The following is a 25,673-nucleotide window of genomic DNA, read 5'->3' on the forward strand; positions in this document are numbered from 1 at the left end:
CTACTCACCGTGTTTGGTCAGCATATCGCCCCTTTTTCTGCCAACTTTCAGTTTATCGATAAAGAGCTGATGCCACCTTCATGGTCGAGCAGCGGGAAAATAGAGTTCTTTTTTGGTACTGACGATCTGGGGCGCGATATTTTCAGCCGCTTACTATGCGGAGCGCGGCTCACCTTTGGCAGCGCACTGTTAGTCGTCTGCTCGGCCTCTGTAGTGGGTGTTGCTATTGGTATTTTGGCGGGAATGTCAAAAGGGTTAAAGTCATCCATTCTTAACCACACCCTTGATGCCATTTTATCGATCCCCACCCTGCTGCTCGCCATCATCGTGGTTGCATTAACCGGTGCCGGATTACTCAACGCCATGTTTGCTGTCTGGCTTGCCTTAGTGCCGCGTTTTGTGCGAGCGGTCTATACCGCTGTGCATGATGAAATGGAAAAAGATCACATCACCGCCATCCGATTAGACGGTGCATCTAACGGCTATATTTTACGCTATGCGGTACTGCCCAATATTCTTGCCATTTTGGTAATGGAATTTACCCGCGGGTTCTCTGTTGCACTGCTCGATATCGCCGCACTAGGGTTCTTAGATCTCGGCGCGCAGCGCCCAAGCCCTGAATGGGGAGCAATGCTCGGTGAAGCACTCAGCCTGCTCTACATCGCCCCGTGGACAGTTACTCTGCCAGGTCTGGCAATTTTAATCAGTGTAATCATCGTAAACCTTGCCGGCGATGGCCTGCGCCGTGCTATCAATGCAGGAACAGAATAATGCCACTTCTTGATATTCGTAACCTGACCATTGAAATCATGACCCCTGCCGGCCCGGTTAAAGCCGTTGATCGCGTCAGTTTGACACTGGTTGAAGGGGAGATCCGCGGTCTGGTCGGTGAGTCTGGTTCAGGCAAAAGCCTTGTCGCTAAAGCCATTTGTGGGATCAGTAAAGACAACTGGAAAATCACTGCCGATCGCTTTCGTTTTAATGATGTGGATATTCTTCGTTTGAGCAATAAAGCCCGTCGGCGCTGGGTTGGCAAACATATCTCCATGATCTTTCAAGAGCCACAGTCGTGTCTTGACCCGTCAGAACGGGTTGGCCGCCAACTACAAGAAGCCATTCCCGGTTGGACATTTAAAGGCCACTGGTGGAAACGCTGGAACTGGCGCTATAAGCAGGCTAAAGCCTTACTGCATAAAGTCGGGATCAAAGATCACCGTGAAATTATGCGCAGCTACCCGTACGAGCTGACCGAAGGTGAGTGCCAAAAAGTGATGATCGCCATGGCCATTGCCAATCAACCGAAATTGCTGATTGCTGATGAACCGACCAATGCGATGGAACCGACCACCCGCGCACAGATCTTTCGTCTGCTTGATCGCATGAATCAACTGAACGACACCACCATCTTGCTGGTCAGCCATGACCTGCTCAGTATCACGCAGGCCGCCAACAAGCTGACCGTGATGTACTGCGGCCAGACCATTGAATCAGGCACCTGTGAGCAGATCCTCGACACACCGCATCACCCGTATACACTGGCGCTACTGCGTGCAATGCCTGATTTTCGTGAGCCATTGCCACACAAAAGCCGCCTCAGTGCACTACCGGGCGCAATCCCTCCGCTGCAACATCTGCCGATTGGTTGCCGCTTAGGGCCGCGTTGCCCACATGCACAAAAAAAATGCATTGAAACCCCTACGCTGCGCAAAATTAAAACCCATTCCTTTGCCTGCCATTTTCCACTCAATATCGAGGAAGGCCAACTGTGAGTGCGTTATTAGAAGTTAACGGCCTGAGTAAAACCTTCCGTTACCATATCGGACTGTTTCGCCGCCATATTGTTGATGCGGTAAAACCGGTCGAATTCACGCTGGATGAAGGCCAAACATTGGCCATTATCGGTGAAAACGGTTCGGGGAAATCCACTCTGGCAAAACTGATTGCCGGCATGGTTGAGCCGACACAAGGGGAGATCCACGTTCAAGGTGAACGCCTGTGGTACGGTGACTATCGTCACCGCTGCAAGCTTATCCGCATGATCTTCCAAGATCCAAATACCTCGTTAAACCCCAAAATGCAAATCGGGCAAATTCTTGACGGGCCGCTAAAACTCAATACCAGCCTCACCCCGCAAGAGCGCGAGGCTCGGATTACTGCCACACTGCGCAAAGTGGGTCTGCTACCTGACCATGCGGGCTTTTATCCGCAAATGCTGGCAACTGGCCAAAAACAGCGTGTCTCACTAGCACGTTGTCTGATACTTGAGCCAAAAATTATTGTTGCCGATGAAGCGCTAACCCACCTTGATATGTCAATGCGCTCACAAATTCTCAACTTAATGTTGGAATTACAAGAATCACTCGGTATCTCATATATTTATGTCAGTCAGCATATGGGGGTGATCAAACACATCAGCGATAAAGTGCTGGTGATGCAGCAGGGGCAGGTTGTTGAGCGTGGTGATACCCAGAGCGTATTTTGTGATCCACAACATGACCTAACTCGTCGTTTGATTGAGAGCCACTTTGGTGAAACACTCACCCCAGCGGCATGGCAGCAGCCTGTCACACTGTAAACATATTTTTTTCATCGCGTTTACAGCGGTTGTTGCACCACTAAACACCAATACCCCGTGTATATTCGGGTGCTGATTTAGCGCCCGAGATACCAGACATCAGAGCCCCACTGCTCGGATGAGCATGCAGAGGCCTCGACCGACACGCCGAACATGGTAGAATCAGGCCGTTTATTATTTTATACAATGTGCATATACAGCAGATTGTCACAATTAGGGTAACTTGTTATGGGTTTTTTGACCGGTAAACGTATTCTTATTGCGGGCGTAGCAAGCACCCGTTCGATTGCTTATGGTATTGCGGCCGCAATGCACCGCGAAGGCGCTGAACTGGCTTTTACTTACCAAAATGATAAGTTGAAATCACGCGTTGAAGCGATTGCCGCAGAGTGTGGTTCATCCATTATTCTGCCGTGCGATGTTGCTGATGACGCCAGCATTGAAGGTCTGTTCACCGAACTCTCTTCAGTATGGCCAAAGTTTGATGGCTTTGTTCACTCTATTGCCTATGCACCGGGCGATCAGCTCGATGGCGACTATGTAGATGCCGTTACCCGTGATGGCTTTCGTATCGCGCACGACATCAGCTCTTACAGCTTTGCGGCAATGGCCAAAGCATCACGCAGCATGCTAAACCCAGGCGCAGGCTTGGTTACCCTCTCCTATCTGGGCGCAGAGCGTGCTATTCCAAACTACAACGTGATGGGCCTGGCGAAAGCATCGCTAGAAGCTAACGTACGTTACATGGCCAATGCCATGGGTGCACAAGGCGTTCGTGTTAACGGTATCTCTGCTGGCCCTATCCGTACACTGGCTGCCGCCGGTATCAAAAACTTCAAAAAAATGCTGTCTCATTGTGAAGCCGTTACCCCAATTCGCCGCACAGTGACTATTGAAGATGTGGGTAATTCTGCTGCATTTTTATGCTCTGATTTAGCAGCAGGCATCTCAGGTGAAATTCTTCACGTTGATGGTGGCTTTAATATTGCCGCGATGAACGAGCTGGAAGTGAACGAGTAATCTGCCTGCGCAGTCCCCTTATAGGGAATACCACCGCATTTCATAATCCGCTTCGGCGGATTTTTTTATTCTTACCGCGTATCTCTGTGGAAAACAGAAAACGGAAACCGGATCACAGCTTGCTGACTGAACACAATGTAACCCCCGAGCAGGCATTTCGTCTCTTTCCTGCCCGCTTATAATCCCCAGAGGATACCCCGCAACCACGTAAGACTGCTTCGCAGTGGTATCACAAAACCAAGCTATACACCCGACACAACAAAAGGAAATATCCCCAATGCGCCCCTATTCAGCTCACTCTACTTCCCTTTGTATGCGCATAATACTCCCCTTGTTGAGCCTCTGGGCACTCTGCAATAGCCCGATAGCGCAAGCCCGTACCGAGCAAGAGCGAAGCCAACAAGCGGCTGAAATTGCCCGCCAGTTACTCTGCACCGCACAAAACTCTTTGGAAAATTGCCTCGATATTAATCAGATAATCACCCCCAATGGAAATAACGGGCAGTGGAATAATGATCAATGGAACAGTGACCAAAATAATGGGCAGTGGCAACAAGACGGACAATGGAATCAAAATAACAACGGAAATCAAAACAATCAGTGGGATCAAGATAATCAGTGGAATAATAACCCACCGGAAAGTGGCCGCCCCCGTGCTATCCGCATAAGCCACTTACAGCGCCAATACCCGCTGAAAAACCAGCAAGCACTGATAAATTTCAGTGTTTCCGCACCAGCACGCTATACCGTCAATGCTGAACTGTATAACCCTGATGGTAATCGTACCGCCAGTCAGCAAGTTCAGGTGAATAACCACCGAACGCCGATTACTTTGGTAGCCAATAATCCGGGGATATACACACTAAAAATTCAAGCCAACAACGGGCTGGGTGAGCAGCGTTACAATGTAGAAGTCACCGGTTGGGATCAAAACAGCGGGCAAGAGAACACCAATAATAACGGAAATTACCCTACATACCGCAGTGGCACTCAGTATCAAGGCGGTGATATCGTCCGCCGTAACGGGCGCTTATATCAGTGCCGCCCGTGGCCAAATAGCGGTTGGTGTGGGCAAGGAGCAGATCATTACGCCCCCGGAAGTGGAATGAATTGGCAAGATGCATGGGAGCGCTATTACGAATAATGTTTGTATGAAAAAATCTGGTAAATCAACGGGTAGCATAATTTAGTTGCCCGTTTGCGTACCGTATTGCGCACCGGTTGGCATTAACAATAGATAAGATTCATACACCGGTACCTCCATCACCAATATCTCAGGTTGCGCAGGCGATAAATCTGATTAAAAATCGCCAACAAATGGTATCATGCCGAGTAATAAGTCTCTCATCTCCTTGCCGGATAGGTTTATGTTTCAAGATAACCCGCTACTTTCCCAGCTCAAACAACAGTTCCGTGAAAGCACCCCACAAATTGAGGGTGTAATCAAAGGCACCGACAAAGGTTTCGGCTTTATCGAAACAGACAACCAAAAAAGTTACTTTGTACCGCCTCCGTATATGAAAAAAGTGATGCACGGTGACCGTGTTGTTGCTTTTTTACGCACAGAAAAAGAGCGTGAAATTGCCGAACCGGATTCATTGATTGAACCGTTTCTTGGCCGTTTTGTCGGTCGTATCCGTAAAGGGCGCGATGACAAGCTCAATATTGTTCCCGATCACCCATTACTAAATGATCCTATTATGTGCCGTCCGGCGAAAGGGTTAGATACCCCGCTGAACGAAGGTGATTGGGTTGTTGGCCAAATGAAACGCCATCCACTAAAAGGGGATCGCGCGTTTTATGCTGATGTCACCGAATTTATCACCACTGCAGATGATCACTATGCACCTTGGTGGGTAACGTTGTCACGTCACCAGTTAGAGCGTGAAGCGCCAACCGCTACCTTCGGCGAAATGCTCGATGAAGGTCTGGTACGCGAAGATCTGACTGCTCTACCGTTCGTCACCATTGACAGCGCCAGCACCAAAGATATGGATGATGCCCTCTATATCACTACCCAGCCTGATGGCTGGCAGCTGACCATTGCCATTGCCGATCCCACTGCCTATGTCACACAAGACAGTGAACTAGACCAAATGGCCAGCCAGCGCGCATTCACCAACTACCTGCCGGGCTTTAATATCCCGATGCTGCCGCGTGAGTTGTCAGATAACCTCTGCTCTTTGCGTGAAGGTGAGAAACGCCCTGCTCTGCTGTGCCGTGTCACAGTTAAGCAAGATGGCGCGCTGTGTGATGATGCCCACTTCTTTGCCGGTTGGATCGAGTCGCACGGTAAACTGGTGTACGACAATATCTCTGACTGGTTGGAAGGTGTTGAAGGCGCATGGTCTCCGGAAAATGAGACTATCGCAGAGCAAATCACCGAGCTACACAAACTGGCACTAGCACGTACCCAGTGGCGCAGTGAAAACACACTGGTGTTTAAAGATCGCCCAGATTACCGCTTTATTCTTGATGAGAATGGTGTTGTTACTGACATTGTTGCTGAATACCGCCGTATCGCCAACCGTATGGTTGAAGAGGCAATGATTCTTGCAAATGAATGTGCGGCAACCGTATTAACACAAAAAGTGGGCTTTGGTATTTACAACGCACACGCCGGTTTTGATCCGGAAAAAGTTGAACAGGCTATGGCCATTCTCAGCGACAATGGCGTTGATTTTGATCGTGAGACCTTGCTTTCCCTTGACGGTTTCTGCCAGCTGCGTCGCCAGTTAGATGCCATGCCAACCGCTTACCTTGATGGCCGTATCCGCCGTTTTCAGGCATACAGTGAAGTCAGTGCCGTTCCAGCACCGCACTTTGGTTTGGGCTTAAACGCCTACGCAACCTGGACATCACCTATCCGTAAGTATGGCGATATGGTTAACCACCGCCTGCTGAAAGCCGTTATTCGTGGCGAGCAACCAACAACCCAGCCTAGCGTTGAGTTAACCACTCAACTGGCTGATCGTCGCCGCTTTAACCGCATGTCAGAGCGTGATGTTGGTGATTGGCTATACTCCCGTTTTCTGCAGCCAAAAGTGGCAGACAACACAAGCTACCGTGCCGAAATCATGGATGTTACTCGTGGTGGTCTACGCGTACGCCTGCTCGATAATGGTGCTGTCGCCTTTGTTCCTGCGCCGCTTATCCACTCAGTACGCGATGAACTAGAGTGCAGCACAGACACGGCTACCGTCTCTATCAAAGGTCAGCCAGTGTTCCGTCTAGGTGATACCATTGACGTGTTGCTTAAAGAAGTCCGTATGGAAACACGCAGTATTATTGCCAAACCAGTACCCAATGCGGAAGCAGAAGCTCACGCTGAAGCCACTGCACAGTAGTATCACAATCACAATAAAACCAACATAAGATGGGTTTTATTGTGATATACGGAAATCAAAGCCGTATATTATCCATACAAAAAAGCTACCCACTCGGGTAGCTTTTTTATTTTGCTAAAATTACGTATATTACAAACGTATATAGCAATAAGTAGGGAAACCCTTTTATTACATGAGGGTAATGACATCAGGTTACTGCATACAATTGATAGTATTAAATTTATCACATTACGCCGATTGCAATCATTGTATGAGGTCACTCTGAGAACACCAAGGAGGTAAGGAACACAATGTCACTTTCACTGTTCGATTTAAATCATCTAAAAGCGTTAACCCTGCACGGCGTAGAAATTCTTGAATTTGCCCTTGAGCTAATTTCTGTTGCTTGCGTGCTACTGGGGCTAATTAAAACTCTCTGGTTAGCCTCTCAATTAAAAGATCAGCCCCCTGGTTTTAGGCAAGTTCGTGTCTGCTTTGGCAGTTGGTTAGCATTAGCGCTCGAATTCCAGTTGGCTGCCGATATACTGGCAACCACCGTTGCGCCAAATAAAGAAGAGTTAGTCCGGCTTGCTATCATTGCACTTATCCGGACTTTCCTAAACTATTTCTTAGCCAAAGAGCTTGATGCTCAAGTCGAAAAACCAGCCGAGTCACGCTGATTTTTTCACGTCAATCTACTCTTATTTAAAGAAATAAGTAAACATAGTAATCAGTGAGGCATTGGCAAAATCAATAAACAGTGCCCCTACAAGCGGTAACACAAAAAATGCCTTCTGCGATGGACCATTACGCTCAGTAAAAGCTTCCATATTGGCCATCGCATTAGGTGTTCCGCCCATACCAAAACCACAATGCCCTGTTGCTAAGACCACTGCATCATAATCTCGACCCATCAAATTATAGGTCACAAAATAGCTATACAGTGCCATCAGTGCCGTCTGGCTGAGCAGAATAACCACTAAAGGTAATGCCAATACACTGATATCCCACAATCGCAGGCCCATCAATGCCATAGATAAAAACAGTGCTAATGAAATATTACCAATTGAATCAATAACATAAGTATTTACTTTCTTACCAAAGTGATCCATCACATTACGCGTAATAGCCGCAACAATCATAGGGCCAATATAGATAGGTAATGTTAACCCCAGCACATTGAGAATATCAGCTAAAATAGAACCGATACCCATCACAATAATCACTTTTAAAATAGTATCAAACGCAGATCGCTCATAGATATGATTGCGGTCTTCTTTTAATTCGATATTTTCTTCTGTTTCATGCTGATCATCATAACGGCTTTCTACATGCTTACTCAGTAACAGTTTACTGATTGGCCCACCAATGACACAGCCTGAAATCAGGCCAAATGTTGCAGCCGTAATCGCAACAGCCGTTGCACCATGTGCTCCAGCGTTTTCTAAAAGCGGACCAAATGCTCCCGCAGTACCATGCCCACCGGTTAGTGCAACAGAGCCTGCAGCAACACCCAATAACGGGTTAAGGCCAAAGAGTTTTGCCAGACCAATACCTAAAATATTCTGTAATACGGCAAGAATTAATGCGACCACCAGAAACATGATCACTTGCACGCCACCTTTTTTAAGCATTTTCAAACTGGCAGAGAACCCGATGGTGGTAAAGAATGCCACCATAAACAGTTGGCGAATACTGTCATCAAAGGTAAAAACAAATAAGCCTGAAAGGTATCCAAACAAAGTAATGAAAGAGAAAATCACACCACCAATAACCGGAGCAGGAATAAAATACTTACTAAACAGTGATACTTTTGTCTCAACATAACGGCCAACCAGTAAGACTAATACTGCGGTCATTAATGTGGTAATCATTGATAATGAAATTACATGCATTCAATCATTCCTGTTGTTTTTATTTTATCATCACCCGTAATGTATCGAGTGTCATCATCACACCCACATAAACTTATGCGCTATAATGGTAAATTTATTTTTCACCCATCTATTTCAAACATGTATTACGTTGAAACAGTGTGTTACCCGCTATATTTTCTACATTAATCATTCGGGTTAATACACCCGCGCAATATTATTACGCGTTGGGTTCATATTACTGTTCTATTTATACCAATGCCAAATAACACTAATGTTAAACACAGTATAATCAGTAATGTAAAAACAGCCGGTTTTTCCTCTCTATGCTGTTTTCACCTGTATGGCTGAACATGTCACGACATGAACAATCCAACATGCTCAGTAAATAAATATTTACTTTTTACTGGCTATAAATCAACGGTAAAAGCCAGATATTTTTTATTATAACACAATGGCAAAAAAATAGCCACCGAACAAGATTTAATCAATGGCAGTTTTTGATTTCCATTACAAAATCAAAGGATCAGAACAGCATCAATATTATTAATAAGAGTAAATCTATAAAAAATAGTAATAAATAACACCGATATATTTCGTTTCCAACAATAAAATACAGACACCAAAAACTCAATTAGACTTTAAAAATAGCGTGAATCACTGCTGAAATTTAAATTAACAAGTTTACTATTTGTATATCAACTCAACAAATAGTAAGCATTAATAAACTTAAGCAATATTACTCTTTGTATTCTTTAATATTTATCGAGGCAATATTATGATCTTTCCAGAATGGCTTCATACGTTAGCTGTAATCTGGCTAATCAGCGCCCTTCTCTGTGCTATCACTATTTATTGGGATATTCACTCTGATCGCGCACAATCAATGAAAGTGATGGCGATAGCATGGCCAATCAATGCACTCTATTTCGGTATCATCGGCTTAATTGCTTATTTCTGGTTCGGACGCGCACCTAAAGGTGGGCAAAAAATGATGATGCATAACATGCACATGGAGCATATGTCACACGATAACACCGCGACAGCCATGAACCATAACATGCACATGGAGCATATGTCGCACGATAACACTGCGACAGCCATGAACCATGACATGCACATGGAGCATATGTCGCACGATAACACTGCGACAGCCATGAACCATGACATGCATATGGAACATATGCCGCACGATAACACCACGACAGCCATGAACCATGATACGCAAATGGAACATATGCCGCATAAAAAAATCACTTGGAAAGGCGTATTTACTGTCAGTACACATTGCGGGATAGGTTGCACACTGGCCGATATTGCCGGTGAATGGATTACCTTTTTTATTCCGATATCATTGGCAGGCAGCTATATTGTCGGCGGCTGGGTATTTGATTTTATCCTTGCATTAATTTTTGGTATCTATTTTCAATATATGCCCGCTAGAGAGATGGGAATGTCACCTTCAGCAGCATTCAAAAATGCCATCAAAGCTGATTTTCTTTCGCTCACATGCTGGCAAATAGGGATGTATATCTGGATGTCAATTGTACTCTTTGGCATATTCACACCAGATATGCCACACAACAGTGCGGTATATTGGTTTATGATGCAAATTGCCATGATGGTCGGTTTTTGTACTGCCTACCCAATGAACTGGTGGTTAACAAAAATAGGTATAAAACACACCATGTAATCGGCTCGAGTAGCCAACATAATATCGCTTATGTAAAAAATCCCCGCAACAACGGGGATTTTTTTATCAACTCAAAAACAGGCTTATCACCCGCCTGCCAATTTAACTTTCATACCTTTGGCTTCAAGAAGCTGCTTGATCAAATCGCGTTTATCACCCTGAATTTCAATGATGCCCTCTTTGAGCGTACCACCACAACCACACTTCTTTTTTAACTCAGCCACCAGTTTGGTTAAATCGGGATCCGACAGGTCAACCCCTGTAATCACACAAACCCCTTTACCCTTGCGGCCACTGGTCTGGCGCTGTATCCGCACAATACCGTCACCTTGTGGCCTAGCTACAACCACCGGTTCTTCTTTAATCCGGCCGGTTTCGGTGGAGTACACCAAGCGAGAGTTGTCACCCATACTTCTTCCCCTTCTTGGCAGAATGACTCTTACAATAAGTACTATTATGCCAGAGATTGATAGATCGTCTGTAGTGTCTGAGCGGGGTCAATCGATTGCGTAATCGGGCGGCCAATAACCATGTAATCAACACCTGCCAACACCGCCTGTTTAGGTGTCATAATCCGGCGCTGATCGCCAGCATCAGCCCCTTCAGGACGAATACCCGGTGTTACCAGCATAAAATCAGCACCACAACGCTGCTTTAGCATACTGGCCTCTTGTGCCGAGCACACCACACCATCAAGCCCGCTGCGCTGAGCCAATAACGCCAAACGCTCAACCTGCTCATGCGGTGAAACCTCAATACCAATACCAGCCAGATCACTATCTTCCATGCTAGTCAGTACCGTGACCCCAATCAGTAACGGAGCATCTTTCCCGTATGGCAGTAAAATATCACGGGCAGCACGCATCATTCGCTCACCACCGCTAGCATGCACATTCACCATCCACACGCCCAACTCTGCGGCGGCAGCAACAGCACGGGCGCAGGTATTCGGAATATCGTGAAACTTCAGATCAAGAAAAACCTCAAATCCACGCTGATGCAGTGCCCGTACAAACTCAGGGCCAAACAGTGTGAACATCTCTTTGCCCACTTTTAAACGACAACACGCAGGATCAATACGATCCACAAATGCCAATGCAGCAGACTGATCAGCGTAATCTAATGCCACAATAATTTTATTTTGAGATAGGCCAGCTTGCATCACTTATCCTTATTAACAGGCTTATTTAACACACCAATTTAACTCAACAACGTACTTAGCATAAAAAAACAGCAGCTCATTATGGCTGCTGCTTTATTTTATTATTCTACTCGCCATCCAACCCGCGAATTGACTTCACCGTTGCCCAACTGCGGCATGATGGGCAATGCCAATACAATGCGTGTGATGTAAAACCACACTTTTGGCAACGATAACGCGGTTTAGTGCTGATTTGTTCGGCCACCATACTTTGCAGTGAAGACAAGCTCTCTTTAGCCCGCCCCTCTTCTGCCTCAGCAAGGTGGTACTGCATTAAGCGATGAAACAAACGCATAGTCGGGTGGCGCTGCAACTCTTTATTAATATAATTTTGTGCAACATCAATACCTTCACTCTGTTCCAGCATATCAGCCAGCATCAGCTCAGCCATCGCGCCAGCGTTTGCATCACAGCAACGCTCTAAAAAATGGCGCATCTGATCTGGCCGCTGCATTGCCTGATAACACTCATTGAGCATCGGCAATACTTCAGGAATAAAATCAATATCTTGCACTAACACTCGCTCAAGCTCGGTAGCCGCTTTTGCGTACTCTGCCGTGGCCATTAATAAACGGCCCTGCATCAGTGAAACCCGCGCACATAAGCGATCAGATTGTGCCGCTTTTTTTAAGTGAGTAGCTGCTTTATCAGGCAAGTTTTCAGCCATAAACTGCAATGCAAGCTCACAGTGAAAATGGGCAATATCCACATTTAGGGTATTTTTGCCCAGCTTCATTAGCTTCTCGGCCATCTCTATTGCTTTTGCCCACTCACGGGTTGTTTGATAGATGGTCAGAAGTTGCTGTAATGCAGATTCACGAAAATCTGGCTCGTCAATAAGCTGTGTAAACATATCTTCCGCACGATCATAAAAACCGGCGGCCAGATAATCTTTACCTAATTGCTGAATAGCTAACAGACGCTGATCAAAGGTCAATGATGCATTTTCAACCAACGCCTGATGAATACGAATAGCGCGATCCACTTCACCACGGGAGCGAAACAAGTTGCCTAACGTCAGGTGTGCTTCAACCGTTCCACTGTCTTCTTTGAGCATATCAAGAAACAGATCAACAGCTTTATCCTGTTGATTGGAAAGCAGGAAGTTAACACCGGCAACGTACTCGCGCGAAAGACGGTTAACTTCCTGTTGTTCATCTTGCCGAGCACTTCTGCGCCCCATATACCAGCCATAGGCAGCGGCTATTGGTAGCAACAGAAACAACAGCTCAAGCATTGCGTTGGTTTCCTTATTTTTGCTCAGCCACTGGGGTTGCAGTAGTCTGCTGATCCAGTTGCTGCTGCTGGCGTTTAATTTGACGGTGAGCACGGCTCAAGCTGAAACGCACACGTAGATAAAATAACCCACAGATAACCCAGCCTAAAACAAAACCAGTACCAAATAGCATAGCCAATAAGGAAGAAAGACGGAACTCGCCCTGTGCCAGTAAGTAGTTAAACGTTACCAGTGTTTCATTCTGTGCACCTAACGTTACGCCAATAATGAAGACCGCAAGTGCAATCAAAAAACCAAGTAGATACTTCACATCAACATCCTCTGTGCTATCACAAATTTATGTAAATTATGCCAAAAAATAGGGTATCACAGCCACAGTGCAATATCGCCTATGATCTCAAAAATGCACACAATCTACAAAAGAAAACGGCATCCCGAAGGATGCCGTTTCAAATTAATCCGCTATGCGCCATGATTTACACGGACATATTTACCCGCTCGCGCAACTCTTTACCCGGCTTAAAGTGAGGGACTTGTTTACCTTCCAACTCAACTTTATCACCGGTTTTCGGGTTACGACCAATCCGCGGCGCACGATAGTGAAGCGAAAAACTACCAAACCCACGGATCTCAATACGCTCACCATTGGCAAGAGTATCACCCATATGATCTAACATCTCTTTTATCGCATCTTCGACCACTTTCGCAGAAAGATGTGATTGCTGAGTAGTAAGCCTTTCAATTAATTCAGACTTGGTCATAGGCCCTCCGAGGTGGCTTATTCGCTTTACCATCGGGAAGCAGTAATCTGCCTCCCGAATTCGGTTAATTATTCGCCTTTAGCAGCTTTGAATGCTTCAGCCATTGCATTACCGAACGCAGCTTCATCCTGCTTGTTGTTCAGAGTTGCCATTGCTTCAGTTTCTTCAGCTTGGTCTTTCGCGCGAACAGACAGGTTTACAACGCGGTTCTTACGGTCAACACCGGTGAACTTCGCTTCAACTTCGTCGCCAACGCTCAGAACTAAAGTCGCGTCTTCGATACGGTCACGAGATGCTTCAGAAGCACGCAGGTAGCCTTCAACGCCGTCAGTCAGCTCAACAGTAGCGCCTTTCGCATCAACTGCGGTTACTTTACCAGTAACAATAGCACCTTTCTTGTAAACAGACATGAAGTTGTTGAACGGATCTTCTTCCAGTTGCTTAACGCCCAGAGAGATACGCTCACGCTCTGCATCAACTTGCAGAACTACTGCTGCGATTTCGTCGCCTTTCTTGAATTCACGTACTGCTTCTTCGCCTGCAACGTTCCAGGAGATGTCAGACAGGTGAACCAGACCGTCGATGCCGCCGTCCAGACCAATGAAGATACCGAAGTCAGTGATTGACTTGATCTTGCCTTCTACGCGGTCACCCTTAGCGTGGGTTTCTGCGAACAGCTGCCATGGGTTAGATTTGCACTGCTTCAGACCCAGGGAGATACGACGACGCTCTTCGTCGATGTCAAGAACCATAACTTCAACAACATCACCCACGTTAACAACTTTAGATGGGTGGATGTTCTTGTTGGTCCAATCCATTTCTGAAACGTGTACCAGACCTTCAACGCCTTCTTCGATTTCTACGAAGCAGCCGTAATCAGTCAGGTTAGTTACACGGCCAGTCAGACGAGTGCTTTCTGGGTAACGCTTAGCGATAGCAACCCATGGATCTTCACCCAGTTGCTTCAGACCCAGAGAAACACGAGTGCGCTCGCGGTCAAACTTCAGCACTTTAACAGTGATTTCGTCGCCAACGTTCACGATTTCGCTTGGATGCTTAACGCGCTTCCATGCCATATCAGTGATGTGCAGCAGGCCATCAACGCCGCCCAAGTCAACGAATGCACCGTAGTCAGTCAGGTTCTTAACGATACCCTTAACTTCCATGCCTTCTTGCAGGTTTTCTAGCAGCTGATCACGCTCTTGGCTGTTCTCAGACTCGATAACTGCACGACGAGAAACAACAACGTTGTTACGCTTTTGATCCAGCTTGATTACTTTGAACTCAAGCTCTTTGTATTCCAGGTGAGTAGTGTCACGAACTGGACGAACGTCTACCAGTGAACCTGGCAGGAACGCACGGATACCGTTCAGTTCAACAGTGAAACCACCTTTCACCTTGCCGTTAATCACACCGATAACGGTTGCAGCTTCTTCGTATGCTTTTTCCAGCATCAGCCAAGCTTCGTGACGCTTCGCTTTTTCACGAGACAGCAGAGTTTCACCGAAGCCGTCTTCTACTGCGTCCAGTGCTACGTCAACTTCGTCACCGACGTTGATTTCCAGCTCACCCTGTGCGTTCTTGAACTGTTCAGCTGGGATTGCAGACTCGGACTTCAGGCCAGCATCAACCAGAACGATACCGTTCTGAATAGCGATAACAGTACCACGAACGATAGAACCTGGACGGGTTTCCAGTTCTTTTAGGGACTCTTCAAAGAGTTGAGCAAAAGATTCAGTCATGTTTATTAATCTTCACTAATGAAAGATAACTACCATTTAACGTCCTGCTAAATGGGGTTGCTTTAAAATAGCTCGCCGCATCCATGCAGTCCGCTGATAGAACATGCCAATATAACAAAAAAGCGAGACAACAGCAAAATATGCGTCAAACACCGGCTTAACGCTTCAGTGTTTTCCTGACATATTCCATTGCCGTTTCAATTACTTGTTCTATTGGCATTTCAGTCGAATCCAGTAACAGTGCGTCATCGGCAGCAATCAGCGGTGCAACCGCTCGATTACGATCACGGTGATCGCGCTCACGGATTTCGACTAAGAGGCGCTCAAAGTTAACATCAAACCCTTTCGCCTGCAACTGCAACATACGACGCTGTGCTCGCTCTTCTGCGCTGGCATCTAAAAAGATCTTTACCGGTGCATCAGGGAAAACAACCGTACCCATGTCGCGGCCATCAGCAATCAAGCCGGGAGCGGTGCGAAAGGCGCGCTGACGACGCAGCAGGGCTTCACGCACACGCGGAAATGCTGCGGCACGCGAGGCAATGTTGCCGACAGTTTCAGTGCGGATATCATGCGAAACATCTTCGCCTTCTAAAATCACACAAACGTGGCCGTCAACTGACTTAAATTGTACATCTAGGTGTGCTGCCAGCGGCACTAAGGCATCTTCTGATTCAATGTCAATGTGATGATGCAATGCAGCCATGGCCAGTACGCGATAAATCGCGCCTGAGTCAAGTAAGTGCCAACCCAGTTGTTCAGCCAGTGCTTTGCACAATGTGCCTTTACCTGCACCGCTTGGGCCATCAACTGTAATGACGGGATTGACAGAGTTCGCATTGAACTGCGTGTGATCTGACATGGCATCCTCCGTTAAGTTCCGCGTAATACGCCATATAAGTGACAAAAAGAGTACCGACACACTCAGTGTGCGGGGCGTTTTTTGCCGGGCGCTATGTTGCGCGGGATTATACTGGAAAAGTGAGGTTATCCGAAGAAGATGCAGGAAATTAAACGCCAGTATTCATAAATGGATTAGAGGAAATAACACTGAGCCCGTTTCTATCCCGTAAACAGTATGCTTTTTGCACTTACGCTCAGCTTTTATTATAAATAGGCTATAAATCAGCATGTTGCTTATTAGCATTCATTTTATTACAGCGATATGTGCATGTATAAATATAGATATGTAATGAGAGCGTAAATCGCGGTAACGGCAGTCATCTGTTTAGATGACTGCGGTAAGCATGAAAAGAAGAGCATCCACCCGCTAAATGGTTTATTCCCGCGCTAGGGTATGAAAACGCTGAAAATAGTCAGGAAATGTTTTAGAGGTACATGCCGGATCAAGAATAGTGACCGGAGTATCTGACAATGCAACGAGTGAAAAACACATGGCCATACGGTGGTCATTGTAGGTTTCAATGTTGGCATGCTGCAAAACCGCAGGCGGTACGATGCGGATATAGTCATGCCCCTCTTCAACAATGGCCCCCACTTTGCGCAGTTCAGTCGCCATTGCCGCTAAACGGTCGGTCTCTTTAACCCGCCAGTTATATACGTTACGGATACAGGTTTCCCCCTGCGCAAACAGGGCTGTAGTAGCAATGGTCATGGCGGCATCAGGGATATGGTTCATATCCAAATCAATGCCTTTGAGTTCACCGCGCTGACACTCAACATAGTCATCTGCCCAGCGAATTTTAGCGCCCATTTTTTCCAGTACGTCGGCAAACTTCACATCGCCTTGTACGCTGTTACGGCCAATGCCGGTAACGCGAATCGTTCCGCCTTTAATTGCTGCCGCCGCTAAAAAATACGAAGCAGAAGAGGCATCGCCCTCCACCAAATAATGCTCTGGCGAGAGGTATTGTTGCTGACCTTGAATATGGAAAACCTGATAGTTTTCGTGTGTTATCTGTACACCAAATACCGCCATGATATGCAGGGTGATATCAATATAAGGTTTTGAGACCAGTTCGCCTTGAATGTGCAGTTCGGTATGGCCATTAAACAGGGGGGCAGCCATCAAGAAGGCGGTGAGAAACTGGCTAGACACTGAGCCATCAATGGTCACTTTTCCACCCTGAAGGCTTTTTCCGCGGATCAGTAGCGGTGGGTAGTTTTCCTGCTCAAGATATTGAATATCGGCTCCGGCTTGGCGCAAAGCATCAACCAGATGCCCTATTGGGCGCTCTTTCATGCGCGGTTCACCGGTAAGAATAACACTGCCCGCGCCAAGGCTCAGTGCGGCAGCTAACGGCCGCATTGCGGTACCGGCATTACCCAAAAAAAGCGTTAACGGCGAAGCATCAGTGCTGGCCGGTAGTGCAAAAGTATGGCCGATCCCCTGCACATCACAGGTTGTGCGATCATCAGACAGGTGATAAGTCACACCCAGTGCGGTGAGTGCACTCAGCATGTGTCGTACATCATCACTGTCGAGTAAGTTGGTCAGGCGGGTTGTGCCTTTTGCCAGCGCCGCCAACAGCAGGGCGCGGTTTGATACACTTTTGGAACCGGGCAGATTAATGGTGCCGCTGACGTGTGGTATTGGGTTAAGGGTTAACGAATCCATACTGATACTCTCGTACTCCTGCACATACATTTGCTGTTATTTATGGTTATTTTATATGTCGCGATTGTGTGGCTTATTGGCGGTTTTAGTTTGCAATGCCACAATAAAAGCGCCGCCATATTGCAATCAACATGGGGGTATTCAGGCCAGTAGCGGCGTTAATGCATCAATAAACCGCTGGTTTTCATGCGGTAAACCGATACTGACACGCAGATGATTTGGCATGCCATAACCGGCTATCGGGCGCACAATAACGCCTTGCTGCAACAGTTGCTGATAAAGAGGCGCGGCTGGCTGCCCCATATCCAGCGTAATAAAATTCCCTAATGAAGGGATATAGGCAATGCCCTTTTGCTGGCAAAAGGTGATCAACTGCTGCATGCCCTGACGGTTATTTTCAACTGAGGCGGCCAGATAAGCGTCATCAGCCAGTACGGTTTGGGCGGCCAGTAATGCCAAGCTGCTACAGTTGAACGGCTGGCGCAGGCGGTTAAGTAGTCCGGCTACCTCAGGATGAGATACAGCGTAACCTATGCGTAAGCCCGCCAAACCATAGGCTTTAGAGAAAGTACGGCAAACAATCAGGTTGGGGAAGTTTTCTACCCACTCAATAGAGGGTGAGCGGCGGGCCAGTGGCACAAATTCAGTATAGGCTTCATCAAGCACAACCATGACGTGCGGAGGTACTTGCTGTAAAAAGTCAGCCAGTTCAGCTGTTTCTAGAAAAGTACCGGTCGGGTTATTCGGGTTGGCAATAAAAATCAGTTTAGTTTTTGCCGTAATCGCTGCCAGCATCGCACTGAGATCATGCCCCCACTCGCGCGCAGGCACGACAACAGCATGTGCATTGAGTGCCTGTACCACCAGCGGGTACACAATAAAGGCATGCTGGGCATAAATCACTTCATCTTGTTCACTGACAAAGACCCGAGCAATCATTTCCAGCAGATCATTTGAGCCATTACCCAGTGTGATCTGGGCTTCTTGCGTACCAAAATGGGCTGCCAGTGTCTGCTTTAGGTAAAATCCGTTGGCATCAGGATAACGGCTCAAATCACTCAGAGCCTGTGTGAGTGCCTGCTGTACTGACGGGGCTAATCCGAGCGGGTTCTCATTTGAGGCGAGTTTAACGATATTGCTGATCCCCAATTCACGCTCTAGCTCCTCTACCGGCTTACCTGCCTGATACGGCGATAACCCGCGAATGCCGGTATTTACATATGCAGTAAAGTCACAACTCATGAGGTTTCTACTCCTTTTCCCTGATGCTATCCGTAAAAAGTTACTCACTCCGTTATATCGGGTTATCGGTTTTCTGGCGAGTATAATTATGCAAAAACAGCAGCATTTAGGGGAAAGAAAACCATGCAACTGAATCAGGTAGCAATCAGTATCAATAGATATGGCATATGACAGATATAGGCAAAACCATCTTGTCTTATTTTCTCACGTATTGAGAATGGTAACTACTTCCACTATGTGCTATTGATAAAATCATTAAATAGACGCTGTTTAACGAATTTTATACTGAATACAAGGCAACGCATAAGATGAATAAACAACAAGTTGGTGTGATCGGTATGGCCGTAATGGGCAGTAATCTTGCCCGTAATTTGGCAAGCCGCGGCTTCTCGGTGGCGATATTTAACCGATCTTTTTTACGTACGCAGGAAGTGATTGATTCGCACCCTGACGCTGGTTTAGTGCCGTATGAGCATCTGGCTGATTTTGTTGCCAATATTGAGGCTCCACGCAAAATCATTCTGATGGTAAAAGCCGGTGAGCCTACCGACGATACGCTGGCTGCATTAACACCGCTGCTCAGTATCGGTGATATTGTGGTCGACGGCGGTAATACCTATTTTCTTGATACCGAGCGACGTGCGGCAATGCTTGCCGAACACGGTATTAACTTTATCGGTACCGGTATTTCCGGCGGTGAAGAGGGTGCGCTACGCGGGCCTTCTATTATGCCAAGCGGGGATAAAGAGGCTTATCAGCATATTGCGCCTATATTGGGTAAGATTGCAGCACAATATGAGGGTGAGCCTTGTGTTACCTATATCGGTACCGGCGGAGCTGGACACTATGTGAAAATGGTGCATAACGGCATTGAGTACGGTGATATGCAACTGATCACTGAGGCTTATGCACTGCTGAAATACGGGTTAAAACTCTCAAATGATCAGATGGCCGATATCTTCCACGAATGGAATCAGGGCGAACTAAACAGCTATCTGATTGAGATCACCGCCGATATTCTGCGTAAAAAAGACCCGTTAACCGGCGAGTATCTGCTGGATGTCATCCTTGATGCTGCAGGCAATAAAGGTACAGGTAAATGGACCAGTCAGAGCGCGCTGGATCTTGGTGTACCGTTGAGTCTGATCACTGAATCAGTTTTTGCCCGTTATTTATCGGCACTGAAAGAGCAGCGAGTCAAAGCCAGCCGCCTACTCTCTGGCCCTGTTGATCAACAGCTTAACGGCAATCAAGATGATCTGATTGAGCAAATTCGCCAAGGGCTATACTTGAGTAAAATCATTTCATATGCACAAGGCTTTGCCCAGCTACAACAAGCCTCTGAAACATATCACTGGAATTTACCGTTAGGCGAAATTGCCAAAATTTTCCGTGCAGGCTGTATTATCCGCGCCCAATTTTTGCAAAAAATTGCCGAAGCCTACCAACAGGGTGCTGTTCTCGATAACCTGCTAATTGCGCCTTATTTCCAGCAAGCCGCCGACCGCTATCAGGCTTCACTGCGTAATATTACCGCACAGGCAATTTTACACGGTATTGCTGTACCAACATTCTCTTCAGCCATTGCCTATTACGACAGCTACCGCAGTGCAGTATTACCGGCCAATCTGATTCAGGCCCAGCGGGATTATTTTGGTGCGCATACTTATCAGCGCCTAGATCGGGAAGGCATTTACCACACCACTGACTGGCAAAAGCCCTGATATTACAACCGAATAATCCATAACGAAAAAGGCGCTTTATCTGCGCCTTTTTTATTTTTATTACTACTCAGATTTTGTCTCTATCTTTGCGGCTTTATCGCTTTGCGTGACACCCATTATGCATGGCGGCGGGCAAAGTCATCCATAAAGTTAACCAACGCCTGAACACCTTCAATTGGCATCGCGTTATAAATGGACGCTCGCATACCACCAACAATCCGGTGGCCTTTTAGTGCATGCAAACCAGCCTCAAATGACTCAGCCAAAAACAGAGCATCCAACTCGGCCGATGGCAGTGTAAACGGTACGTTCATCCAAGAGCGGTTATCGGGGTGTACATCATTTTGGTAGAAATCAGACCTATCAATGTAGCCGTACAGTAATTCGGCTTTCGCCTGATTGCGCTGCCCCATCGCCGCAATACCGCCGTGTGCTTTCAGCCACTTAAAGACTAACCCTGACAAATACCATGCAAAAGTCGGTGGCGTATTGAACATCGAGTCATTCTCAAACAGTACACGATAACCCAGTACAGAAGGCAGCATGTTCTGAGCACGATCAAGTAAATCATCACGCACAATCACCAGTGTTAAACCGGAAGGGCCAATATTTTTCTGCGCTCCGGCATAAATGACCCCATAACGGCTCACATCAATCGGGCGGGATAACAAGGTTGATGACATATCAGCTACCACGATTTTATCGCCAAAATCTGGCTGCTCGCTAATCTCCAAGCCATCAATAGTTTCATTCGGACAGTAATGTACAAATGCGGCATCGGCTGACAGTGGCCACTCACTCATCGGTTTCACCGCGCGCAAGCCATCACGACGCTCGGTGATATCTAGCACATTGGGTGTGCAATATTTTTTCGCTTCTTTGATGGCACTGTGCGCCCAGTAGCCGCCATCAACATAATCAGCGTGCGTAGCATCACCCAGCAGGTTCAATGGCACGGCGGCAAATTGTGCACGCGCCCCACCCTGACAAAACAACACTTTATAATTATCAGGAATAGCGAGCAGATCACGCAGATCTTGTTCCGCCTGATTTGCAACGGCCATAAACTGTTTACTGCGATGGCTGATCTCCATCACTGAGGTACCCAGATCATGCCAGTTAATTAACTCTTGCTGCGCTTGTTTTAGCACATCAGCCGGTAACATTGCGGGGCCTGCGCTGAAATTAAATACCTGTTGCATAATAAGAACCTGTCCTAATGTTAGCGTTAATTATCCATATCCCATGACGCGGTTTTATCACTGAGCAAATTTTCATGCAAATGCTTTACACCGCTACGGCTTTTTTTTCGATGTAAATTCTAACAATGACACTACATCTATTTACAATTTTAAAACACTGACTTTGCCAATCTAAGCTATATTTTTATGGCATTCTTGACCCACGATTTTATCACCAGAAAGTGCTTATAGGTTTATACCACCAAGGAGCCATGATGAAACGTTCTGTATTGTTCGCTGTCACCGCCCTGACATTATCCTCTTCTGCTTTTGCCGCCGATACCCTGACCGATGCCGCAAGTGCTGCTATGTCTTCAGTACAAGATGCAGCAACCTCTGTTGCCGATGCTGCAAAATCCATGAAAGATAAAATGGTTCCAGAATCACCAAAAACACCGGTTGCACAGTGGACATGTGAAGATTTTCTTGCACTTGATGAGTCTTTCCGCCCGAATGCGGTCTATTTTGCGGAAGGTTTTAATCAGAAGGATAAACCTGAAGATGCAATGCTCGATGTTGCCGGTGTAGAACAGGTGATCCCGATGGTTGTTGAAGCGTGTGGCAAAGACCCAAAGACACACTTTGTCAAACAAGTTGAACAAACCCAACATGCTCAACACAACAAAATGCCATAACAAATCCCGATACTCGCTAAAATAAAAAAAGGGATGTCGCACTAATGCGGCATCCCTTTTTATCGGTTTATATTCAAACAATGCTGAGGTATTTACTCAGCTGTTTGATCGCTATCTGTTGCTTGATTATCTGTGTCTTGAGTGCTCTCTTGTGCAAGGTCAGTGGTATTTGCATCGCTGCTTTCACTGTCAGTTGCGTCAAGATCAGTATCATCAAGATCTTCATCATCCGCATCAAGAATACGCTGTAAACCAACAACATGTTCTTGTTCAGACGTGCGGATTAAGGTCACACCTTGGGTATTACGACCCACAATGCTCACCTCTTTCACACGTGTACGAACCAGTGTTCCCGCATCGGTGATGATCATAATTTGATCACTTTCAGCCACCTGAACCGCGCCAACCACCAGACCATTACGCTCGCTGACTTTAATCGAGATAACACCCTGTGTTGCACGTGATTTAGTTGGATATTCAGCCGACGCAGTACGCTTACCATAACCATTTGCGGTTACGGTTAAGATTTCACCTTCGCCTTGCGGAATAATCAGTGAAACAACGTTATCACGCTCGCTCAGTTTGATACCACGAACACCCGTTGCTGTACGGCCCATAGGTCGCACCTGATCTTCAAGGAAGCGAACTACTTTACCTTCGGCAGAGAACAGCATCACTTCATTTTGACCGTCAGTCAGATCAACACCGATCAGGGTATCGTCATCATTGAGGTTCAGCGCAATGATACCAGCGCTACGCGGACGGCTAAAATCAGTCAGCGGCGTTTTCTTCACTGTACCGTTTGCCGTTGCCATGAAGATATATTTATCCTCTTCATATTCACGAACTGGCAAAATAGCGGTGATCCGCTCGTTCTCTTCTAATGGCAGCAAGTTCACAATTGGGCGACCACGCGCACCACGGCTAGCCAATGGCAACTGGTACACTTTCAGCCAGTACAAACGGCCACGGCTAGAGAAGCACAAGATAGTATCGTGGGTATTGGCCACCAGCAGACGTTCGATGAAATCTTCCTCTTTCATCTTAGTTGCTGATTTACCCTTACCACCACGACGCTGCGCTTCATACTCAGTCAGCGGCTGATATTTCACATACCCTTCGTGCGACAGCGTAACAACCACATCTTCCTGATTAATCAGATCTTCAATGTTGATGTCGGCACTGTTAGCAGTAATTTCGGTACGACGCTTATCACCAAACTGATCACGAATGCTGTTCAGCTCTTCGCAAATCACTTCCATCAGACGAGCAGGATTTTGCAGGATATACAGCAGTTCGGCGATCTGCGCGAGCAGTGCTTTGTACTCATCCAGCAGTTTTTCATGCTCAAGACCGGTCAGTTTGTGTAAACGCAGATCCAAAATAGCCTGTGCTTGTTGCTCGGTCAGGAAATATTGGTTATCACGAATACCAAACTGCGCTTCCAGCCAGTCAGGGCGAGCGGCATCAACGCCAGCCGCTTCCAACATCACTGAAACGTGGCCCAGATTCCAACCACGCGCAACCAGAGCCGCTTTCGCTTCTGCTGGTGTAGGCGTGCGACGGATCAGCTCAATAATCTCATCGATATTTGCCAGCGCAACGGCTAGACCTTCCAAGATATGTGCACGATCACGCGCTTTACGCAGCTCATACACCGTACGGCGCGTTACCACTTCACGGCGGTGCAGCACGAACGCTTCAAGCATATCTTTCAGGTTCAGCAGCTTTGGCTGACCTTGACTCAGTGCCACCATGTTGATACCAAACGTGGTTTGCAACTGGGTTTGTGAGTACAGATTATTCAGTACCACTTCACCGACTGCATCACGCTTGATCTCAATGACAATACGCATACCGTCTTTATCAGACTCGTCACGCAGTGCACTGATGCCTTCAACTTTTTTATCTTTTACCAGCTCGGCAATTTTCTCAATCAGCCGCGCTTTGTTCACCTGATACGGAATTTCGTGAACAATAATCGTTTCACGGCCGGTTTTCTCATCGGCTTCCACATCGGCACGTGCACGCATGTACACTTTACCGCGACCGGTACGGTAAGCATCTTCAATACCCTTACGGCCATTGATAATTGCCGCCGTCGGGAAATCAGGGCCCGGAATGTGTACCATCAACTCATCAATGGTAATTTCTGGGTTTTCAATATACGCCAGACAACCGTCGATCACTTCTGTGAGGTTGTGTGGGGGAATATTGGTCGCCATACCTACGGCAATCCCCGATGAACCATTCACCAGCAGGTTCGGGATTTTCGTTGGCAGCACAGCAGGAATTTGCTCGCTACCGTCGTAGTTAGGCACGTAGTCAACGGTTTCTTTATCCAGATCAGCCAGTAATTCATGGGCAATCTTAGACATACGGACTTCGGTATAACGCATTGCAGCGGCAGAGTCGCCGTCAATCGAACCAAAGTTACCCTGACCGTCAACCAACATATAACGCAGGGAAAATGGCTGCGCCATACGCACAATAGTGTCATAAACAGCACTATCACCATGCGGGTGATATTTACCGATTACATCACCGACCACACGGGCCGATTTCTTATAAGGTTTGTTCCAGTCATTACCGAGTACGCTCATCGCGTACAACACACGGCGGTGAACCGGCTTAAGGCCGTCACGCACATCTGGTAAGGCTCGTCCGACAATCACGGACATTGCGTAGTCCAGATAGGAGCTTTTCAGCTCTTCTTCGATATTGACCGGCGTGATTTCTTTGGCTAGGTCGCTCATGGCGCCACATTCCCTCAGCTAATTGTCGTCTGACCGGATGAAAAAGGTGTAAGACTATACCATAAAAG

General features: G+C 46.9%; 22 protein-coding genes. 10 read left to right on the top strand and 12 right to left on the bottom strand.

Annotated elements, in window-relative coordinates:
- The 7 genes from sapC to ACRC27_RS14580 all read left to right on the top strand — a co-directional run.
- Nucleotides 1-771, top strand: a 771-nt coding sequence (gene sapC, locus ACRC27_RS14550; RefSeq protein WP_438640210.1) for a putrescine export ABC transporter permease SapC, incomplete at its 5' end; no start/stop codon positions are given.
- Complete coding sequence (locus tag ACRC27_RS14555) at nt 771-1,769, top strand: peptide ABC transporter ATP-binding protein (RefSeq protein ID WP_438621850.1); 999 nt, start codon at nt 771-773, stop codon at nt 1,767-1,769. The genes sapC and ACRC27_RS14555, both read left to right, overlap by 1 nt.
- The gene (locus ACRC27_RS14560; RefSeq protein ID WP_438629227.1) at nt 1,766-2,575 is read left to right on the top strand and encodes a peptide ABC transporter ATP-binding protein; all 810 of its coding nucleotides are present in this window, start codon (nt 1,766-1,768) and stop codon (nt 2,573-2,575) included. Before ACRC27_RS14555 ends, ACRC27_RS14560 begins: the two co-directional genes overlap by 4 nt.
- A gap of 228 nt (nt 2,576-2,803) precedes the next feature.
- A complete protein-coding gene (gene fabI, locus ACRC27_RS14565) occupies nt 2,804-3,595 on the top strand; it encodes an enoyl-ACP reductase FabI (protein WP_438621852.1) in 792 nt (263 codons plus the stop codon).
- Nucleotides 3,596-3,872: 277 nt separating this feature from the next.
- The gene (locus tag ACRC27_RS14570) at nt 3,873-4,739 is read left to right on the top strand and encodes a hypothetical protein (RefSeq protein WP_438629225.1); all 867 of its coding nucleotides are present in this window, start codon (nt 3,873-3,875) and stop codon (nt 4,737-4,739) included.
- Between the two features lie 223 nt (nt 4,740-4,962).
- Nucleotides 4,963-6,942 carry an exoribonuclease II gene (locus ACRC27_RS14575; protein ID WP_438621854.1) on the top strand — a complete coding sequence of 660 codons (1,980 nt, stop codon included), beginning with the start codon at nt 4,963-4,965 and terminating at the stop codon, nt 6,940-6,942.
- A gap of 290 nt (nt 6,943-7,232) precedes the next feature.
- Nucleotides 7,233-7,601 (top strand): DUF1622 domain-containing protein, encoded by a 369-nt coding sequence (locus ACRC27_RS14580; protein WP_438621855.1) that lies wholly within the window; start codon nt 7,233-7,235, stop codon nt 7,599-7,601.
- A 21-nt stretch (nt 7,602-7,622) separates the two neighbouring features.
- On the opposite strand, the gene gltS is transcribed toward ACRC27_RS14580, so the two are convergent.
- Nucleotides 7,623-8,816 carry a sodium/glutamate symporter gene (gltS, locus tag ACRC27_RS14585; protein WP_438621856.1) on the bottom strand — a complete coding sequence of 398 codons (1,194 nt, stop codon included), beginning with the start codon at nt 8,814-8,816 and terminating at the stop codon, nt 7,623-7,625.
- Nucleotides 8,817-9,573: 757 nt separating this feature from the next.
- Between gltS and ACRC27_RS14590 the strand changes: the two genes are divergently transcribed.
- Nucleotides 9,574-10,488, top strand: coding sequence for a DUF4396 domain-containing protein (locus tag ACRC27_RS14590; protein ID WP_438640211.1), 915 nt, complete (start codon nt 9,574-9,576; stop codon nt 10,486-10,488).
- Nucleotides 10,489-10,574: 86 nt separating this feature from the next.
- On the opposite strand, the gene yciH is transcribed toward ACRC27_RS14590, so the two are convergent.
- The 9 genes from yciH to hisC all read right to left on the bottom strand — a co-directional run bounded on the left by yciH (nt 10,575) and on the right by hisC (nt 19,249).
- Nucleotides 10,575-10,898 (bottom strand): stress response translation initiation inhibitor YciH, encoded by a 324-nt coding sequence (gene yciH, locus ACRC27_RS14595; protein WP_438621858.1) that lies wholly within the window; start codon nt 10,896-10,898, stop codon nt 10,575-10,577.
- Between the two features lie 44 nt (nt 10,899-10,942).
- Entirely contained in the window at nt 10,943-11,650 is a 708-nt protein-coding gene (gene pyrF / locus ACRC27_RS14600; RefSeq protein WP_438621859.1) for an orotidine-5'-phosphate decarboxylase, read from the bottom strand.
- A gap of 106 nt (nt 11,651-11,756) precedes the next feature.
- On the bottom strand, nt 11,757-12,926 hold the full coding sequence (gene lapB / locus ACRC27_RS14605; protein ID WP_438629757.1) for a lipopolysaccharide assembly protein LapB: 1,170 nt from the start codon (nt 12,924-12,926) through the stop codon (nt 11,757-11,759).
- A gap of 13 nt (nt 12,927-12,939) precedes the next feature.
- Nucleotides 12,940-13,236: a LapA family protein gene (locus tag ACRC27_RS14610; RefSeq protein WP_438621861.1), complete on the bottom strand. Its 297-nt coding sequence runs from the start codon at nt 13,234-13,236 to the stop codon at nt 12,940-12,942.
- A 166-nt stretch (nt 13,237-13,402) separates the two neighbouring features.
- Nucleotides 13,403-13,687, bottom strand: a complete 285-nt coding sequence (gene ihfB, locus ACRC27_RS14615) for an integration host factor subunit beta (RefSeq protein WP_438621862.1) — start codon at nt 13,685-13,687, stop codon at nt 13,403-13,405.
- A gap of 68 nt (nt 13,688-13,755) precedes the next feature.
- Nucleotides 13,756-15,429, bottom strand: a complete 1,674-nt coding sequence (gene rpsA, locus ACRC27_RS14620) for a 30S ribosomal protein S1 (protein ID WP_438621863.1) — start codon at nt 15,427-15,429, stop codon at nt 13,756-13,758.
- Between the two features lie 157 nt (nt 15,430-15,586).
- Complete coding sequence (gene cmk, locus ACRC27_RS14625) at nt 15,587-16,291, bottom strand: (d)CMP kinase (protein ID WP_438621864.1); 705 nt, start codon at nt 16,289-16,291, stop codon at nt 15,587-15,589.
- Nucleotides 16,292-16,708: 417 nt separating this feature from the next.
- Nucleotides 16,709-18,007 carry a 3-phosphoshikimate 1-carboxyvinyltransferase gene (gene aroA / locus ACRC27_RS14630; protein ID WP_438640212.1) on the bottom strand — a complete coding sequence of 433 codons (1,299 nt, stop codon included), beginning with the start codon at nt 18,005-18,007 and terminating at the stop codon, nt 16,709-16,711.
- A 141-nt stretch (nt 18,008-18,148) separates the two neighbouring features.
- Nucleotides 18,149-19,249 (bottom strand): histidinol-phosphate transaminase, encoded by a 1,101-nt coding sequence (hisC, locus tag ACRC27_RS14635; protein ID WP_438629753.1) that lies wholly within the window; start codon nt 19,247-19,249, stop codon nt 18,149-18,151.
- A gap of 308 nt (nt 19,250-19,557) precedes the next feature.
- Between hisC and gndA the strand changes: the two genes are divergently transcribed.
- On the top strand, nt 19,558-20,973 hold the full coding sequence (gene gndA, locus ACRC27_RS14640; protein WP_438621867.1) for an NADP-dependent phosphogluconate dehydrogenase: 1,416 nt from the start codon (nt 19,558-19,560) through the stop codon (nt 20,971-20,973).
- Between the two features lie 116 nt (nt 20,974-21,089).
- On the opposite strand, the gene serC is transcribed toward gndA, so the two are convergent.
- Nucleotides 21,090-22,175, bottom strand: coding sequence for a 3-phosphoserine/phosphohydroxythreonine transaminase (gene serC / locus ACRC27_RS14645; RefSeq protein WP_438640213.1), 1,086 nt, complete (start codon nt 22,173-22,175; stop codon nt 21,090-21,092).
- A 347-nt stretch (nt 22,176-22,522) separates the two neighbouring features.
- On the opposite strand from serC, the gene hdeA reads away from it, so the two are divergent.
- Nucleotides 22,523-22,849, top strand: a complete 327-nt coding sequence (hdeA, locus tag ACRC27_RS14650; RefSeq protein ID WP_438629448.1) for an acid-activated periplasmic chaperone HdeA — start codon at nt 22,523-22,525, stop codon at nt 22,847-22,849.
- 92 nt (nt 22,850-22,941) lie between these two features.
- Here hdeA and gyrA read toward each other — a convergent pair whose 3' ends face one another.
- Nucleotides 22,942-25,605 carry a DNA topoisomerase (ATP-hydrolyzing) subunit A gene (gene gyrA, locus ACRC27_RS14655; RefSeq protein ID WP_438621869.1) on the bottom strand — a complete coding sequence of 888 codons (2,664 nt, stop codon included), beginning with the start codon at nt 25,603-25,605 and terminating at the stop codon, nt 22,942-22,944.
- Nucleotides 25,606-25,673 lie beyond the last annotated feature (68 nt).

The sequence above is a fragment of the Plesiomonas sp. genome (assembly GCF_051650925.1).
In the GTDB taxonomy this organism is placed as follows: Bacteria; Pseudomonadota; Gammaproteobacteria; order Enterobacterales; family CAMTGL01; genus Plesiomonas.